Genomic DNA, 15,873 nt, shown 5'->3' on the forward strand with positions numbered 1-15,873 from the left:
TTCTGACGGAACCCGCCCTTGCGTGAGAACGTGGGGCGGGTTTCGCTTTGCCTGAAAGTACCCCGATGCGCGTAGACCTTTTCGATTTCGACCTGCCGGATGAGCGGATTGCCCTGAGGCCCGCCGAGCCGCGCGACAGCGCGCGCCTGCTGGTCGTCGATGCGTCCGCGGGTGAGGTGCTGAGCGACCATATTGTTCGCGATCTCCCGAATTTTCTGAAGCCCGGCGATGCGCTGGTTTTCAACGACACCAAGGTCATTCCCGCGCAGCTCGAGGGCATCCGCCATCGCGAAGGAGCGGGCGGCCAGCAGGTTTCGGCGACGCTGCACATGCGTGTCGGCGCCAACCGCTGGAAGGCCTTCGCAAAGCCCGGCAAGCGCATCAAGGAAGGCGATCGCATCGCCTTCGGTCATAGCGGCGAAAGCTGCTCTCTCGGCCAGCTCGATTGCACCGTCGTCGAGAAGGGGGATGCCGGCGAGGTGACACTCGCATTCGATCTCTCGGGTCCGGCGCTCGACGAAGCGATCGCGTCGGTCGGCCATATCCCGCTGCCGCCCTACATCGCTGCCAAACGCCCGGAAGATGACCGCGACCGCGCCGACTACCAGACGATCTACGCCCGCGAAGAAGGCGCTGTCGCCGCACCAACGGCCGGCCTACATTTCACGCCGGAGCTCTTTGCCGCTCTCGACAAGGCCGGCATCGAACGCCATTTCGTGACGCTGCATGTCGGCGCCGGAACCTTTCTGCCGGTGAAGGCCGATGACACCGACGATCACAAGATGCATCTCGAAAGCGGTTATGTGACCGAGGAGATTGCGGCCAAGCTCAACGCCGTCAGGGCGAGGGGCGGGCGCATCGTCTGCGTCGGCACCACGTCGCTGCGCCTGATCGAGAGTGCGGCGGCCGACAGCGGCGAAATCCTGCCCTGGGCCGGTGCCACCGGCATCTTCATCACACCGGGCTACCGCTTCAAGGCGGTCGATATGCTGATGACCAATTTCCACCTACCGCGCTCGACGCTGTTCATGCTTGTCTCCGCCTTTGCCGGTTTCGAGACCATGCACGCGGCTTACGAACACGCCATTTCGACAGGCTATCGCTTCTATTCCTACGGCGACTCGAGCCTTCTTTTCCGGAACGACAGATGACCGAGAACTTCCAGTTCACCCTCAAGAAAACCGATGGCGGCGCCCGCCTTGGTGAAATCTCCATGCCGCGCGGCACGATCCGCACGCCGGCCTTCATGCCCGTCGGTACCGTCGGCACCGTCAAGGCGATGTATCTCGACCAGGTGCGTGACACCGGCGCCGATATCATTCTCGGCAACACCTATCACCTGATGCTGCGCCCGGGCGCCGAGCGCGTCGCCCGCCTCGGCGGCCTGCACAAGCTGATCCGCTGGGAACACCCGATCCTGACGGACTCCGGTGGCTTCCAGGTCATGTCGCTTTCCGGTCTGCGCAAGCTCGACGAACAGGGCGTGACCTTCAAGTCGCATGTCGACGGCAGCCTGCATCATATGTCGCCGGAGCGCTCGATCGAGATCCAGGGCCTGCTCGGTTCCGATATCCAGATGCAGCTCGACGAATGCGTGGCGCTTCCCGCCGAACCGCGCGAGATCGAGCGTGCCATGGAGCTCTCGCTGCGCTGGGCCGAGCGCTGCAAGGTGGCTTTCGGCAACCAGCCGGGCAAGGCGATGTTCGGCATCGTCCAGGGCGGTGACCAGCCGAACCTGCGTATCCGCTCAGCCGAAGCGCTGGCCCAGCTCGACCTCAAGGGATATGCCGTCGGTGGCCTCGCCGTCGGCGAGCCGCAGGACGTCATGCTGCGCATGCTCGACACGACGCTCCCCGTTCTGCCGACCGAAAAGCCGCGCTATCTGATGGGCGTCGGCACGCCGGATGACATGCTGAAGTCGGTCGCCCGCGGCATCGACATGTTCGACTGCGTGATGCCGACCCGTTCCGGCCGTCACGGTCTCGCCTTCACCCGCCGCGGCAAGGTCAATATCCGCAATGCCCGCCACGCCGAGGATATGCGCCCGCTCGACGACCAGTCGACCTGCCCGGCGACGCGTGATTACTCCCGCGCCTACCTGCACCACCTCGTCCGCGCCAACGAGGCGCTCGGCGGCATGCTGCTCTCCTGGCATAACCTGAACTACTATCAGGAACTGATGCAGGGCATCCGCAAGGCAATCGCCGAAGGCCGCTTCGCCGATTTCATGGCCGAGACGATGGACGAGTGGGCGAGGGGCGATCTCGATCCCGTTTAAGATCAGATACCCTTGCTGTCGGTGTTCGGAACGATCTGGACGCCGTTGATCTTGTATTGCCCATCAGGCTGGCGCGCCATCTGGTAGATGGCCGTCCAGTCCTTGCCGTCGCGGCCAGAAATCAGCACTTCCTGATAGATCATCGCGCCGTCATCGACCGACTTGCTGCGGCCGAAGGCGTAATTGCCGGGATGATAGACCGGCTCATAGCTCTTCTTCACCATCGCGAAGAACACGTTCTTGTCCGGAAACAGCGCCTTGATTCCAGGCGCGGCATAGGAATAGGCCGTATCCGGATCATCCTTCAGGAAAGCACTAATCTGCCGTTCGATAACCTGCTGTGTCGTCTCCAGCGGGTCTTCCGCTCGCGCGGGCAGAGAAGCGGCGATGAATGCGGCACACAGGACGAGAATTGCCGATAGAGCACGCATGCGGGAGCCTCCAGCCATATAGACAGGAGTGTAGGGCATCTGCGGCAATTTGAAAGTGGCGGGCTCTGAGCCCGCCATCGCGTTTAATGCCAGCGGCGGAAGAGGGCGCTCGCATTGACGCCGCCAAAGCCGAAGCCGTTGCTGATCGCGTATTCCATCTCGACCTTGCGCGCCGTTTTTCCGACGATATCGAGGCCTTCTGCCACCGGATCGGCTTCCTCAAGATTGCGCGTTGGCGGCACGATCTGATCGCGCAGCGCCAGGATCGTGAAGATCGCCTCCAGCCCGCCGGCCGCACCCAGCAGATGGCCGGTCGCCGATTTCGTCGAGCTGATGGCGATCTCGCGATTGCGGCCGAAAACCGTTGCGATCGCCGCCATCTCGCCGCGGTCGCCGACCGGGGTGGAGGTCGCGTGAGCGTTGAGATGCTTGATCTCGGAGGGAGCGATCTTCGCCTGGCGGATGGCGGCTTCCATCGCCCGTCGTGCGCCGTCGCCATCCTCTGGTCCGGCCGTCATATGATAGGCATCGGCCGCCGTGCCATAGCCGACGAGTTCGGCAAGCGGCGTCGCGCCGCGCGCCAGCGCATGTTCGAGCGTCTCGATAACCAGAATGCCCGCACCTTCGCCCATGACGAAACCGTCACGCTGGGTATCGAACGGCCGCGAAGCAAGTTCCGGTGTCTCGTTGAACCCCGTCGACAGCGCCCGGGCGGCCGCAAAGCCGCCGAGGCTGACGCGGTCGATACAGGCTTCCGCGCCGCCGCAGATTGCCACGTCGGCCTCGCCGGAGCGGATCAGCCGCGCTGCGTCGCCGATTGCCTGGACGCTGGCGGCACAGGCCGTGACCGGCGCACCGAGCGGCCCCTTGAAGCCGTATTTGATGCTGACCTGGCCGGCTGCCAGATTGACGAGGAAGGAGGGGACGATAAAGGGCGACAGACGCCGCGGCCCGCGCGTCTCGACCGTCCGCACGGCATCGGTGATCGCGGGAAAGCCGCCGACGCCCGAGGCGATGATCGTTGCCGTGCGCTCCCGCGAGGCGGTATCCTCCGGCATCCATCCAGCCTGGCGGACGGCCTCATCGGCCGCCGCCATCGCGAAATGGATGAAGCGGTCCATCTTCTTCTGGTCTTTCGGCACGATATAGCGGTCGGGATCGAAGCCGCCTTCGGCATCCTCGGCAATGTCGGGCACGACACCGCCGACCTTGGCCGGCAGATCGCCGACGACATCCTCTCCCAGCACGCGCAGCCCCGAGCCGCCCGCAAGCAGGCGCTTCCAGGCAGTCTCGACGCCCGTTCCAAGCGGCGAGACGAGCCCCATGCCGGTAACGACGATCCGATCCATATTCTTGTCCTTTCTAGGCATCAAAACCCAGATACCAGGCCTTCATCCGCGCAATGCGCTCATGCGCCGCCTCATCGGCCGCAGGACCGGGCAGCAGGCAGGTATTCCGGGGGGTGAGTTCTTCGCCGTTCCTGGCATCGACCAGCTTGGCATCAAGCTTTTCGCCGGATGCATTGCCGAGAAGATAGGCGAGATCTTCCTGCGGAGCGTGGCGTCCGCCCCATGTCGACAGCGCCATGAGCACCGGGAAGAAATCCTGTCCCTTAGCGGTCAGCACATATTCGTAGCGGGCAGGGCGCTTGCTGTAGAGCCGCTTCTCGAAAATGCCCTCCTCGACCAGGTGGGCGAGGCGCCGCGTCAGGATATTCGGCGCGATCCCGAGGCTCTTCTGGAAATCGTCGAAGCGCGTCAGGCCCTGAAAGGCGTCGCGCAGGATCATGATGCTCCAGGAATCGCCGACGCTGTTCAGCGCGCGGGCGGCAGGGCATGGAAAGATGGCAAAGCTGGTCCGTTGCATGAAGCAAGTCACTATCGCAGTCACTTGCTTTTAGCAAGTCACTCTTCAGCGCGCGTCGGAACTGAAGATCCGGGCGAGAATGACGCCCATCACCAGCATGCCCGCGGCAACGAAGATCGTATCTCCGGGCGTGCCGATATAGAGCGGCCCGATATTGGCGAAGAGCAGAAAGGCGATAAGGAAATTCAGCCAGCCCCAGATGACGTTGACCTCGGGCGAGCTCAGCTTGCTGCCGCTCATCCTCACGAAAGGCGTCCTGAAAGCGCGCCCGCTGACGCCGTTGACGAAATGCGGAATGCCGTTGGTCAGAAACGCGGCGGCGATGAAATGAACGATATAGGCAATCCAGGGCAAGGGAACCTCCAGCTGAGACAGGATCCCCTGTGAGATTGGCATCATCGGCGGGAAGGCAAGGGCAGGCGCTGCCCTCCAGCACAGTTCGGCCTCCCGAAATTTGCTCCCATTATCAGCAGATTAGCATATAATCGTTTATATCCTGGACGAAGGCCCGTACGAGGATTGACCTTCCGGCCCGATTGCAATTTCTATGCGCGCGAGGTGGAGTGACGGGTGGATAATGCGAGTTTTCTCTGACATCGGCGAACTGCGCGCGGCGCTCGAGGCCCTGCGCCGGCAATCGCGAACCATCGGCCTGGTTCCGACCATGGGCTATCTGCATGCCGGCCATATGGAGCTGGTATCGCGGGCGAGGGTGGAGAACGACATCGTTGTCGCCTCGATCTTCGTCAATCCGCTGCAGTTCGGTGCCAACGAAGACCTCAGCAAATATCCCCGCGATCTCGACCGCGACACGGCCATGCTCCGCCAGGGCGGCGTCAACATCCTGTTTGCGCCCGGTGTCGCCGACATGTATCCGAAGCCGATGATGACGGTTGTCGATGTGCCCGAGATCGGCCGCGAACTCGAAGGCGCGGTGAGGCCCGGGCATTTCGCCGGCGTCGCCACCGTCGTCTGCAAGCTCTTCAATATCGTCCAGCCGCAGCGCGCCTATTTCGGCGAGAAGGATTATCAGCAGGTCGTCGTCATCAGGCGCATGGTCGATGATCTCGCGCTGCCGGTGCGCATCGTGCCCGTGCCGACGGTACGTGATCACGACGGTCTCGCGCTGTCGTCGCGCAATGTCTATCTGAGCGCCGGCGAGCGCAAGGCAGCAGTCATCGTGCCGCAGACGCTCGCCGAGGCTGAGCGGCTGGTCGCCGCCGGCCTGACCGATCCCGCCGAGCTCGAACATCTGCTGAAAGCATTCCTTGGCCGTGAGCCGCTCGCCAATCCCGAAGTCGTCGCCGTGCGCGACGCCGAGACGCTGAAGCCGGTCGAGGTCATCAGCGATCCCGTTGTCGTCGCGCTCTTCGTCAGGATCGGCACGACGCGGCTACTGGATAACAGGGTTATCGGCGGGCAGGGCGTGGCAAGGATAGGAGCGGTGCGATGAGTGCATCCGGAACAAGCAAGCGCCTGACCCCATCCCGCATCACCGCCATGAAGGGCGGCACGCCGATCGTCTGCCTGACAGCCTATACGACGCCGATGGCGCGTCTCCTCGATGCCCATTGCGATCTTCTCCTCGTCGGGGATTCGCTCGGCATGGTGCTTTACGGCATGGAGACCACGACGGCCGTGACGCTCGAAATGATGATCGCCCATGGCAAGGCCGTGATGCGCGGCGTCGAGAAGGCCTGCGTCGTCGTCGACATGCCGTTCGGCACCTACCAGGAATCGAAGGAAGTGGCCTTCCGCAACGCCGTCCGCATCCTGCAGGAAACCGGCTGCGACTCCGTCAAGCTCGAGGGCGGCGAGGAGATGGTGGAGACGATCGCGTTCCTGACGGCTCGCGGCATTCCGGTCCTCGGCCATATCGGCCTGATGCCGCAACTCGTCCACACCGCCGGCGGCTACCGCTCGGTTGGCCACACGGAACACGAAACGTCGAAGATCCGCCGCGACGCCCACGCGATCGGCGGCTCCGGCGCTTTTGCCGTCGTCGTCGAAGGCACCGTCGAGCCGCTGGCCCGCGAAGTGACATCGGCCATCCATATCCCGACAATCGGCATCGGCGCATCCTCGGCCTGCGACGGCCAGATCCTCGTCTCCGACGACATGCTCGGTCTCTTCAACGATTTCACGCCACGCTTCGTCAAACGCTACGACGAACTCGGCAAACGCGCCGCGTCCGCTGCGGAGGAATATGCGAAGGACGTCCGCTCACGAGCGTTTCCGGCAGTGGAGCACACGTTCAAGCGGAGGACGTGACGGCAGCCAAACAGGGAAGCGGGCGGCTTTATCAGACCCTCGGAAACGTCTATCCAATGTGGCGGGAGAGTTGGAATGTCCGCCGGTTTGCAAAGTAGAAATGTCCGCGTGGTCATCACACGGCACAACGGTCAGCCCCGATCTGAGCGGCTGATCCCGGTTGCAAGATCAGATCGGGGCGGGTGGTAAATACACCTCTTCGGCTTTAGCTTTGACACGCCTCACTCCGCAGCCTGCTGTCGCGACAGTGCTTTCTGGCGCCGTGCGATCACTGCCGGATCGTTCATGAAATCCTTCCGCCGGCCAGGTCCGCGAGCCCGTTTGACGTAGCCATTCTTGTCACTGCTGCTCTTCACCTTCGGCTTGTCCTGCTGCTCCTGGCGCTCCTTGATATAGGCCAGAACATCACCCAACCGCTTGTTCTCGGTGATCGCGGCATGCGTCACCCGCTGGTCCTTGTCGAACACCGTGTAGGGCAGGGAGTAGCCTTTCCACCGCACATCCAGACGACCGTCGGCATAGGCATAGGTCTCGACATAGCGCCCCACCAGCCCACGCGTCACATCGGTCTCCTCCAGCATGATCCGCTGGCGCTCGAACGAAAACGTCAGCTGCGATCCAACATAGCGCTGCTCGCGTTTGCACAGGATCTCCGTCAACCGATCTGGCGCCAGATTCAGCGGCCGATGCAGATCATCAGACCGGGCAGGGGTAACCGCAAAACGCGCATTGTAGTCCTCCATGAAGTCCGGCAAAAACGCGTTGCCGGCCTCCATGCTGTCGATGCCGCAAAGCCTGAGCTCCTTGACCAGGCGGTCCTGCAGCGTCCGGTTCATGCGTTCGACACGACCCTTGGCCTGGCTCGAATTTGCGCATAGAATCTCGATGTTTAACTCGCAAAGTGCACGCCCGAACTGGGTCATGCCCTGGCCACCTTTGGCATCCTTCTTCGCCACCCGGAACACCGAATGCTTGTCCGAATAAAAGGCAATCGGCGCGCCGTGACGCTGGAGATAGAGTTCCAGCGCCTCGAAATAGGTGAAGGCACTTTCCGAGCGCACGAAACGCAGTTGCATCAGCCTGCCGGTCGCATCGTCGACAAACACCAGCAGCGAGCAAGGCGGCCCGCGATCCTCGAACCAGCGATGCTCCGATCCGTCGATCTGCACCAACTCGCCATAAGCCTCGCGTCGAAGCCGTGGCTGATGAAACGTCCGCCGCTGCTTGCGTGATAACCACAGTCCGGCCTCCGACATCCAACCGCGCACCGTCTCGCGCGACACCCGCAAGCCATCGCGCTCAGCCAACTTCTCCGTCGCCAAGGTCGGACCGAAATCCGCATAACGTTCGCGAACCAGCGTCATCGCATAGTCCCGAACGCCGTCGCTGATCCGGTTGTTCGATGGCCGGCCAATCGCCTTGTGGCGGATCGATGCCGCGCCGCCAATCCGTATCCGTTCCAGAAGTCGGCGCACCTGGCGCTCGCTCAGGTCAAGCACATGCGCCGCTGACACCGTCGTCATCCGGCCAGCGGCCACCTTCGATAAAATCTCAATTCGCTGCAGATCGCGCTCGCTCATCGCTATCAATCCCATCTGCAATCTCCCACGCATCCTTCAGACCCGGGGAGTGTGACATTCCAACTTTGCAGAAACAGGACATTCTAACTTTGCGGCTACATCCAAAGATCGCATAAGATAGATTATGGAACCAAATGATATAACCAGATTACCTGAGAACCCCGGAAAACCGGCATTCTGGCGCGCCTAGCGCTCTTCCAGCTCGCTGAGTTCGATCTCGAACTGCATCTGGTCGTAAGCCGGTTCGACGTGATCCGGCGTCTCGCCCATCACCGTGTCGTAGTCCAGCGGTGTATGCATATGCGTCAGGATCGCGCGCTTCGGCTGCAGTCTTGCGATCCAGTCGAGCGACTGTTCCAGCGACAGATGGCTCGGATGGTACCGGTATTGCAGCGCGTCGATGATCAGCACGTCCAGATTTTCAAGCCTCACTGCAGTTTCCGGCGGAAAGTCGCTGATATCGCTGCAATAAGCGACATCACCGATGCGGAAGCCGAGCGAGATGATATCGCCGTGCTGCTGCTCGTGCGGCAGAAACGAAATGGTGCCGCCGGCGCCGGATATGCGGATTGGCGCGTCGAGCGTCTCGATCAGCCTGGGCTCGACGATCGGCGGATAATTGCTGCCTGGCGGCGTTTCGATGCAATAGCCGAAACCTTGGCGGATACGCTCCATCGTGAAGGCATTGGCGTAGATCGGCACACGCTGTTGGGCATTGTGATAGTAGCCGCGCAAATCGTCGATGCCGTGGATATGGTCGGCATGCGGATGCGTGTAGAGCACCGCATCGATGTGACCGACCTTGGCGGCGATCATCTGCTCGCGGAAATCGGATCCGGTATCGACGACGACCGTGGTGACGCCGCCATTGGCGTCGAACTGCTCGACCATGAAGGATGCGCGCGTGCGCCGGTTCTTCGGATTGTCCGGGTTGCAGGCGCCCCAGTCACCGGTGATGCGCGGCACGCCTGGCGACGACGAACAGCCGAGAATGGTGAAACGCCGCCGGTAGCCCACGCCGCTAGATCCTCGGCATCTTGGTGAACAGCCGGAAGGCGTTGTCGGTGGTGATGCGCGCCATGTCGCCATAGCTGAGGTCGAGCGTCTCGGCGAGCACCTCGGCGGTGTTCACGACGTAGGATGGCTCGTTTCGCTTGCCGCGCCAGCGCTTCGGCGCCAGGTACGGCGCGTCGGTTTCGACCAGCAGCCGGTCATGCGGGATCGTCTTGGCGATCGCCCGCAGTTCTTCCGACTTGGGGAAGGTCAGGATTCCCGAGAACGAGATATAGCCGCCGAGCTCGACGCCGGTCTTCGCAAGCTCGGGGCCGGCCGAGAAGCAATGCAGGATGAAAGGGAAGGCCCCCTTCCCTGTTTCCTCGGTCAGGATCGCCGCCATGTCCTCATCGGCGCTGCGGCTGTGAATGACCAGTGGCAGCTGCGTTTCGCGCGCGGCTGCGATGTGACGGCGAAAGCCGGTCTGCTGGTCCTCGGGCGTCTGCGTGTCATAAAAATAGTCGAGACCGGCTTCGCCGATCGCAACAATCTTCTCATGGGCGTTCGCCAGACGGACGAGATCTTCCGTCTGGATATCGAGTTCTTCATTGGCGCTGTTCGGATGCGTGCCGACCGAGCAGAAGACCGACGGATAGCGCTCGGTGATCGCCAGCAGCCCGTCGAGCTTCCTGACGCGCGTCGAGATCGTCACCATCTGCTTGACGCCGGACTGGTGGGCCCGTGCAACGATCTCGTCGCGCTCGGCGTCGAAATCGGCAAAGTCCAGATGGCAATGCGTATCGATCAGCATCTGCAGTCCTTACGCCTCGGGCGCGACGTAACGCGGGAAGACCGGTGCGGGTGCCTCGAGCTGCGTGCCCGGCACCAGACGGCCGGCCTCGCCGAGCGCTGCGAAATCACGCTTGTCCGCAGGCGCGGCAACGAGATCGAGCAGCTTCCCGGCCGATTCAGGAACGATCGGCTGCAGCAGGATGGCGATCTGGCGCACGACTTCGGCCGTGACGTAGAGCACGGTGGCCATACGGTCCGGATCGGTCTTCTTCAGCGCCCACGGCGCCTGGCCGGCGAAATAGCGGTCGGTCTCGGAGACCACGCCGATGATCGCGGCGACAGCCTTGTGGATCATCTGCTTGCCCATGTCTTCGCGGTTGGAATCCAGCAGCGCGTCGGCAGCAGCCAGCATCGCCTTGTCCTCATCCGTCAGCGGACCGGGTTCCGGGATCTTGCCGTCGCAATTCTTGACGATCATCGACAGCGAGCGGCTGGCAAGGTTGCCGATACCGTTTGCAAGGTCGGCGTTGATGCGCTGGCCGATCGCCTCTTCGCTATAGCTGCCGTCCTGGCCGAAGGAGACTTCGCGCAGGAAGAAGTAGCGCACCTGGTCGAGACCGAAGTGATTGACGAGATTGACGGGGTCGACGACGTTGCCGAGCGACTTCGACATCTTCTCGCCCTTGTTGAGCAGGAAGCCGTGGGCGAAGACGCGCTTCGGCAGCGGCAGGCCCGCCGACATCAGGAAAGCCGGCCAGTAGACGGCGTGGAAGCGGATGATGTCCTTACCGATGATATGCACATCGGCCGGCCAGTATTTCGCCCGCGGGCCATTGCGGTCTTCGATATAGCCGGTCGCGGTGATGTAATTGGTCAGCGCGTCGACCCAGACATACATGACATGCTCGGGATCGTTTGGAACCTTGATGCCCCAGTCGAAGGTCGTGCGCGAGACCGAGAGGTCCTTCAGGCCCGACTTGACGAAGGAGATGACCTCGTTGCGGCGCTCGGACGGGCCGATGAAATCGGGGTTCTCTTCGTAGTGCTTCAGCAGCTTGTCCTGGTATTCGGACAGCTTGAAGAAGTAGCTGGCTTCCTCCACCCATTCGACCGGCGTGCCCTGGGGGCCGTAGCGGACGCCGTCGGCGCGCACTTCGGTCTCGTCTTCCTGGTAATAGGCTTCGTCACGCACCGAATACCAGCCAGCATAAGAATCCTTGTAGATGTCGCCGTTGTCGGCCATCAGGTTCCAGATGTTGCGCGAAGTCTCGTGGTGACGCTCCTGCGTCGTGCGGATGAAGTCGTCGTTCGACGCATTCAACAGCTTCGCCATCGCCTGGAATTCACCGGAATTGCGGTCGGCAAGCTCCTGGGGCGTGATGCCCTCGTTGCGCGCCGTCTGCTGCATCTTCTGGCCGTGCTCGTCGGTACCCGTCAGGAAGAAAACATCACGGCCGTCGAGGCGCTGGAAGCGCGCCATGGCGTCGGTGGCGATCAGTTCGTAGGCATGGCCGATATGCGGCTTGCCATTCGGATAGGAAATCGCGGTGGTGATGTAGAAGGGCTTCTTGTCTGTCATGGCGGCCATCTTGTCCGGCTTACTCTATAAAAATTGTCAGCCGCTCTTAGCGCATGTCATGGCGAAGAGAAACACTAAGTTTCGAAAGCGGCAGCCTTTTGGCCGTCTGCGCGGCAAGCTGAGCTTGACTCGTTTTTGCCCGCATCCTACCCCTTTGCCATCATCAGGGGCGAGGCAGAGTAGACCGTGAAAATTGAGCTGATCGCCGCACGCGCATCGGGGAATGCCGCTTGAGCCTTCCCGAAACCTTCCAGCCTCTCTATTCGCTCTCCGGCTTCTTTGTCGGCATGCTCGTCGGCATTACAGGCGTCGGCGGCGGCTCGCTGATGACGCCGCTGCTGGTGCTGCTCTTCGGCGTCCATCCGGCAACTGCCGTCGGCACCGACCTTCTCTATGCCGCGATCACCAAATCAGCGGGTACCGCGGTCCACGGCATACATGGCCGCATCAACTGGCGCATCGTCGGCTCGCTCGCCGCCGGAAGCGTCCCGGCCGCCCTGCTAATGCTCTGGCTGATGTCCGGCGTCGACCGCAAGAGCGTCGAGGTCGCCCATACGATCACCATCGCGCTTGGCTGGCTGCTGGTCATGACCGCCTTCATGCTGATTTTCCGCTCCCAAGTGCTCGCCTTTGCCAAGAGCGCCATCGGCGAGCGCTCGCCGCCGAAGCCCGCGACGATCGCCATCTTCACCGTCATCCTCGGGCTGGCGCTCGGCGTTCTCGTCACGCTGACCTCGGTCGGCGCTGGTGCGCTTGGCGTCACCATTCTCCTGGTTCTGTATCCGAACCTCGATGTGCGCGAGATCGTCGGTTCCGATATCGTCCACGCAGTGCCGCTGACGCTGATCGGCGGCATGGGCTACTGGTTCATCGGCGAGATCGACTGGCTGATGCTGGTTGCCTTGCTCATCGGTTCGATCCCGGGGATCATCGCAGGTAGCCTCCTGGCGCCGAAGCTGCACGAGCGCACCATCCGCATCGTGCTGGCGCTGACGCTTGCCGTCGTCGCCTGGAAGCTGCTGACGGCTTGATTACGGCCCGGGTTGCTTGATATCGGCGAGAATGCCGAGGATCGTCTGCTTGCGGTCGAGATTATAGGCGCCCGACACCGTCAGCCGCTCGTTCACATCCGATTGCAGCCGCGCCATCCGCTCGGCACCGGCAATATCCCCTGCCCGCGCCGCCTGACGCGCCCGGTCCATCAGGTCTTCGCCGACATGGCTCACGAAGAACTCGAAGATCGTATCGCTTTCCTTGCCGGAGAGAGCATCGGCCAGCCGGTGCATCGCGCGCCGCGCCGCCGGTCCCTGTGCCGAAAGCACGTCCTGATAGGCATTGATGATTTCGCCGCCACCATAGTTCATCAGCTTCAAAGCCTCGCCGACGCTGCCCTTGGCGGCCGCAAGCAGCGACGGGTCGTCGGTCGCAGCACCCAGATTGCCGAGCGCCGCCGCGAGATCGCCTTCGCCAAGCGGCGAAAGCTTCAGCGGCAGGCATCGCGAGCGGATGGTCGGCAGCAGTTTTCCCGGCGCATGAGAGAGAACCAGGAACAGCGCCCGCTTCGGTGGCTCCTCGAGGATCTTCAGGATCGCATTGGCGGCATTCCGGTTCATGTCGTCGGCCGGATCGATGATGACGATGCGCCAGTTGCCGGTGCCTGATGTCTGCGAGAAGAATTTCCCGGCGCGGCGCACCTCGTCGACGGTGATCGCCGACTTGACCTTGCCGGTCTTCTCGTCGACCGGCCGCGCCAGATGCAGGAGATTGTGCGAGGCGCCCGACGAGATCTGCCGGCTGACGGGAGAATTCGGATCCGGATCGGGAATGATTTCAGGCGCAGTCGCGGGATCGGAATGCGAAAGCACGTAATTGGCAAAGCGGAAGGCCAGCGTCGCCTTGCCGATGCCTTCCGGTCCCTCGATCAGGACCGCATGATGCCCCTTGCCGGAGCGGTAGGACTGCGAGAGGAAGGCTTCCGCATCCTCGTGACCAAAGAGCTTGGGATTTTCCGCCGGCCAGATCGCCCCGTCCAGCAAGCCGGGCCGGTCCTCACTCATGAACGGCTTCCGGTGTCTTTTCGGCTGCGTCCGTGCTCGTCAGCTGCGTGATGATCTCAAGGATTTCGGCGGCGATGGCGGCCTCGTCCTGCATGGCATTGACGACGTGGCAGCGCTCCGGCTCGCGGGCAGCGATATCGAGATAGGCCTCGCGGCGCTTCTCGTGCGTTTCCAGCTCTTCCTTTTCGAAGCGATCGGGACCATCCGCATTGCGCTTCTGCACCCGGGCAAGACCGGCGCTTGCGGGAATATCGAGGATGACGGTGCAATCCGGCACCACGCCATTGACGGCGATGCGCTGCAGCGTCTCGATGAAATCGGGCTCCAAATTGCCGGTTACGCCCTGATAGACGCGCGAGGAATCCATGAAACGGTCGCAGAGGACGATCTTGCCCTGCAGCAGCGCCGGCCGGATGATTTCCTCGACGTGATCGTTACGCGCCGCGGCAAACAGGATCGCTTCCATCCGCGTGCCGAAAGCTTCGGCCGCGCCTGACAGCAGCACATGGCGAACGGCTTCCGCACCTGGCGAACCGCCGGGCTCGCGCGTCAGCAGCACCTGATGTCCGCGCTCGCGCAAAGCTTCGGCAAGGCGGCGGATCTGGGTCGATTTTCCAGCCCCCTCACCGCCTTCGAATGTAACGAACAATCCCGTACCGGACGACACGCGCACTTTCCCGTCTTCTCGCCATCCTGCGAAAGAATTGACGCAGGGCTCCTGACCTATCTAGCCGAAGACGCCGCCAAGTGAAACCTTGCAATGAGCCGGGCAAGCGCCCTTCCCCGCCAATTTCAAGTGCCGTCCGGGTCGTCAGGCGCCTTCGGCCTTGTCCCAAAGCCAGGAGAAGAACACGGATTCGCCGAGTTCCAGCAGCGCATCGACCGCCCGGCTGGTCAGCGAGCCCTCGGCCACGCCCTGCGCGGTAAAGAGCGGCACTTCGCGCAACACGCGCCCGCCGGAGGAAATCACCAGCGTCCCCGCCTCCGCATCGGCCGCAACCGGCGCTGTCAGCGGCCAGCGATAGATGATTCGCGCCGCCAGCCGATCGGGATTGCTGACCGGGATATAGACGCTGACCGGCGTCTTGGCGACGAGGTTGACGCTGCCCGACTGCCCGCCATAGACGCTCGCCGACCCGACAACTTCCTTCTCGGCAAAGATCTGCCGCGTTTCGAAGGAGGTCAGCCCCCATTCGAGAATGCGCTTGGCCTCGTCTGTGCGCTCCTTGTCGGAGGCGATGCCGCCGAGCGCCAGGAACAGCCGCTTGCCGTCACGCTGCACCGAGGCGACGATCGAATAGCCCTCGCCTTCGGCAAAGCCGGTCGCAAGGCCATCTGCGCCTAGCCCGAGACCAAGCAGCGGATTGCGATTGCGCTGGAAGATCTTGTTCCACTCGAAATCGGCCTGCGCGAAGTAGGGATAATAGGCCGGATAGGTCTGCTGCAGATCGGCGGCCAGCGTCACCATATCCCGCGCCGTCGTCTTGCTCTTGCCGCCGTCGGGCAGGCCCGTCGAATTGCCGAAGATGCTCTTGGTCATCCCGAGCGTCTGGGCACGGCGCGTCATGGCGGCAGCGAAATTCTCCTCGGTGCCGCTCATGCCTTCGGCAAGAATGATGCAGCTGTCATTGGCGCCCTGGATGGCAACGCCCTTGACCAGATCTTCGACGCGCACCCGGCTCTTCAGCGAAGCAAACATCGTTGCCGTCCGTGACGGTGCGCCGCCGGTGCGCCAGGCGAATTCGGAGACCGGATAATCGGTATCGAGGGTGATCTCGCCGCCCTTCAGCGAGGCAAAGACGATATCCATCGTCATCAGCTTGGCGAGCGAGGCCGGCGAAAATGACTGGTCCTCGTTTTTCGCGAGAAGCACAGTGCCGGTGGAAGCCTCGATCATATAGGCCTGCGCCGCCTTGGTGACGAAACCGGCAGGTGCCGGATCGGCTGCCGCTGCCGGCGAAGCGGCAGAAAGCAGGCAAACGCAATAACCGATGAGACGCTTCAGCATCGCAAGTCCCCAAGCGCG

Annotated in this window: 16 protein-coding genes; 5 read left to right on the forward strand and 11 right to left on the reverse strand. The window is 62.6% G+C overall.

Annotated elements, in window-relative coordinates; genetic code table 11:
* The first annotated feature begins 65 nt into the window (after positions 1-65).
* Positions 66-1,151 (forward strand): tRNA preQ1(34) S-adenosylmethionine ribosyltransferase-isomerase QueA, encoded by a 1,086-nt coding sequence (gene queA, locus ABIE40_RS09430; protein ID WP_199629283.1) that lies wholly within the window; start codon positions 66-68, stop codon positions 1,149-1,151.
* A complete protein-coding gene (gene tgt / locus ABIE40_RS09435) occupies positions 1,148-2,278 on the forward strand; it encodes a tRNA guanosine(34) transglycosylase Tgt (protein WP_199629282.1) in 1,131 nt (376 codons plus the stop codon). Before queA ends, tgt begins: the two co-directional genes overlap by 4 nt.
* A gap of 2 nt (positions 2,279-2,280) precedes the next feature.
* Here the strand turns inward: tgt and ABIE40_RS09440 are convergent, their stop codons facing one another.
* The 4 genes from ABIE40_RS09440 to ABIE40_RS09455 all read right to left on the reverse strand — a co-directional run bounded on the left by ABIE40_RS09440 (position 2,281) and on the right by ABIE40_RS09455 (position 4,929).
* Positions 2,281-2,709, reverse strand: a complete 429-nt coding sequence (locus tag ABIE40_RS09440) for a DUF4864 domain-containing protein (protein ID WP_130278329.1) — start codon at positions 2,707-2,709, stop codon at positions 2,281-2,283.
* A gap of 83 nt (positions 2,710-2,792) precedes the next feature.
* A complete protein-coding gene (fabF, locus tag ABIE40_RS09445) occupies positions 2,793-4,058 on the reverse strand; it encodes a beta-ketoacyl-ACP synthase II (RefSeq protein ID WP_199629281.1) in 1,266 nt (421 codons plus the stop codon).
* A gap of 13 nt (positions 4,059-4,071) precedes the next feature.
* Complete coding sequence (locus tag ABIE40_RS09450) at positions 4,072-4,575, reverse strand: winged helix-turn-helix transcriptional regulator (protein WP_199629280.1); 504 nt, start codon at positions 4,573-4,575, stop codon at positions 4,072-4,074.
* Between the two features lie 45 nt (positions 4,576-4,620).
* Positions 4,621-4,929 carry a hypothetical protein gene (locus ABIE40_RS09455; protein WP_112711957.1) on the reverse strand — a complete coding sequence of 103 codons (309 nt, stop codon included), beginning with the start codon at positions 4,927-4,929 and terminating at the stop codon, positions 4,621-4,623.
* Between the two features lie 223 nt (positions 4,930-5,152).
* Here ABIE40_RS09455 and panC point away from each other — a divergent pair, with 223 nt between their 5' ends.
* Complete coding sequence (gene panC / locus ABIE40_RS09460) at positions 5,153-6,028, forward strand: pantoate--beta-alanine ligase (RefSeq protein ID WP_199629279.1); 876 nt, start codon at positions 5,153-5,155, stop codon at positions 6,026-6,028.
* Complete coding sequence (panB, locus tag ABIE40_RS09465; RefSeq protein WP_199629278.1) at positions 6,025-6,846, forward strand: 3-methyl-2-oxobutanoate hydroxymethyltransferase; 822 nt, start codon at positions 6,025-6,027, stop codon at positions 6,844-6,846. The genes panC and panB overlap by 4 nt, the downstream gene beginning before the upstream one ends.
* Before the next feature lie 221 nt (positions 6,847-7,067).
* On the opposite strand, the gene ABIE40_RS09470 is transcribed toward panB, so the two are convergent.
* The 4 genes from ABIE40_RS09470 to metG all read right to left on the reverse strand — a co-directional run bounded on the left by ABIE40_RS09470 (position 7,068) and on the right by metG (position 11,790).
* Positions 7,068-8,441 carry an ISNCY family transposase gene (locus tag ABIE40_RS09470; RefSeq protein ID WP_354540990.1) on the reverse strand — a complete coding sequence of 458 codons (1,374 nt, stop codon included), beginning with the start codon at positions 8,439-8,441 and terminating at the stop codon, positions 7,068-7,070.
* 171 nt (positions 8,442-8,612) lie between these two features.
* The gene (locus tag ABIE40_RS09475; protein WP_199629648.1) at positions 8,613-9,443 is read right to left on the reverse strand and encodes an MBL fold metallo-hydrolase; all 831 of its coding nucleotides are present in this window, start codon (positions 9,441-9,443) and stop codon (positions 8,613-8,615) included.
* Between the two features lie 4 nt (positions 9,444-9,447).
* Positions 9,448-10,230: a TatD family hydrolase gene (locus tag ABIE40_RS09480; RefSeq protein WP_199629647.1), complete on the reverse strand. Its 783-nt coding sequence runs from the start codon at positions 10,228-10,230 to the stop codon at positions 9,448-9,450.
* 9 nt (positions 10,231-10,239) lie between these two features.
* On the reverse strand, positions 10,240-11,790 hold the full coding sequence (gene metG, locus ABIE40_RS09485; protein WP_130278322.1) for a methionine--tRNA ligase: 1,551 nt from the start codon (positions 11,788-11,790) through the stop codon (positions 10,240-10,242).
* A 230-nt stretch (positions 11,791-12,020) separates the two neighbouring features.
* Between metG and ABIE40_RS09490 the strand changes: the two genes are divergently transcribed.
* Positions 12,021-12,821 carry a sulfite exporter TauE/SafE family protein gene (locus ABIE40_RS09490; protein WP_199629646.1) on the forward strand — a complete coding sequence of 267 codons (801 nt, stop codon included), beginning with the start codon at positions 12,021-12,023 and terminating at the stop codon, positions 12,819-12,821.
* On the opposite strand, the gene ABIE40_RS09495 is transcribed toward ABIE40_RS09490, so the two are convergent.
* The 3 genes from ABIE40_RS09495 to ABIE40_RS09505 form a co-directional block, all read right to left on the reverse strand.
* Positions 12,822-13,847, reverse strand: coding sequence for a DNA polymerase III subunit delta' (locus ABIE40_RS09495; protein WP_199629645.1), 1,026 nt, complete (start codon positions 13,845-13,847; stop codon positions 12,822-12,824). It abuts the gene before it with no gap.
* A complete protein-coding gene (gene tmk / locus ABIE40_RS09500) occupies positions 13,840-14,514 on the reverse strand; it encodes a dTMP kinase (RefSeq protein WP_199629644.1) in 675 nt (224 codons plus the stop codon). Before tmk ends, ABIE40_RS09495 begins: the two co-directional genes overlap by 8 nt.
* Positions 14,515-14,658: 144 nt before the next feature.
* Positions 14,659-15,855 (reverse strand): D-alanyl-D-alanine carboxypeptidase family protein, encoded by a 1,197-nt coding sequence (locus tag ABIE40_RS09505; RefSeq protein ID WP_199629643.1) that lies wholly within the window; start codon positions 15,853-15,855, stop codon positions 14,659-14,661.
* Positions 15,856-15,873 lie beyond the last annotated feature (18 nt).

It is taken from the genome of Rhizobium sp. OAE497 (assembly GCF_040546565.1).
Taxonomy (GTDB): Bacteria; Pseudomonadota; Alphaproteobacteria; order Rhizobiales; family Rhizobiaceae; genus Rhizobium.

Bases quoted from the DNA above. Each gene is read 5' to 3' on its own strand.
- queA (WP_199629283.1), top strand. From the start codon at position 66: ATGCGCGTAGACCTTTTCGATTTCGACCTGCCGGATGAGCGGATTGCC.
- tgt (WP_199629282.1), top strand. From the start codon at position 1,148: ATGACCGAGAACTTCCAGTTCACCCTCAAGAAAACCGATGGCGGCGCC.
- ABIE40_RS09440 (WP_130278329.1), bottom strand. From the start codon at position 2,709: ATGCGTGCTCTATCGGCAATTCTCGTCCTGTGTGCCGCATTCATCGCC.
- fabF (WP_199629281.1), bottom strand. From the start codon at position 4,058: ATGGATCGGATCGTCGTTACCGGCATGGGGCTCGTCTCGCCGCTTGGA.
- ABIE40_RS09450 (WP_199629280.1), bottom strand. From the start codon at position 4,575: ATGCAACGGACCAGCTTTGCCATCTTTCCATGCCCTGCCGCCCGCGCG.
- panC (WP_199629279.1), top strand. From the start codon at position 5,153: ATGCGAGTTTTCTCTGACATCGGCGAACTGCGCGCGGCGCTCGAGGCC.
- panB (WP_199629278.1), top strand. From the start codon at position 6,025: ATGAGTGCATCCGGAACAAGCAAGCGCCTGACCCCATCCCGCATCACC.
- ABIE40_RS09470 (WP_354540990.1), bottom strand. From the start codon at position 8,441: ATGGGATTGATAGCGATGAGCGAGCGCGATCTGCAGCGAATTGAGATT.
- ABIE40_RS09480 (WP_199629647.1), bottom strand. From the start codon at position 10,230: ATGCTGATCGATACGCATTGCCATCTGGACTTTGCCGATTTCGACGCC.
- metG (WP_130278322.1), bottom strand. From the start codon at position 11,790: ATGACAGACAAGAAGCCCTTCTACATCACCACCGCGATTTCCTATCCG.
- ABIE40_RS09495 (WP_199629645.1), bottom strand. From the start codon at position 13,847: ATGAGTGAGGACCGGCCCGGCTTGCTGGACGGGGCGATCTGGCCGGCG.
- ABIE40_RS09505 (WP_199629643.1), bottom strand. From the start codon at position 15,855: ATGCTGAAGCGTCTCATCGGTTATTGCGTTTGCCTGCTTTCTGCCGCT.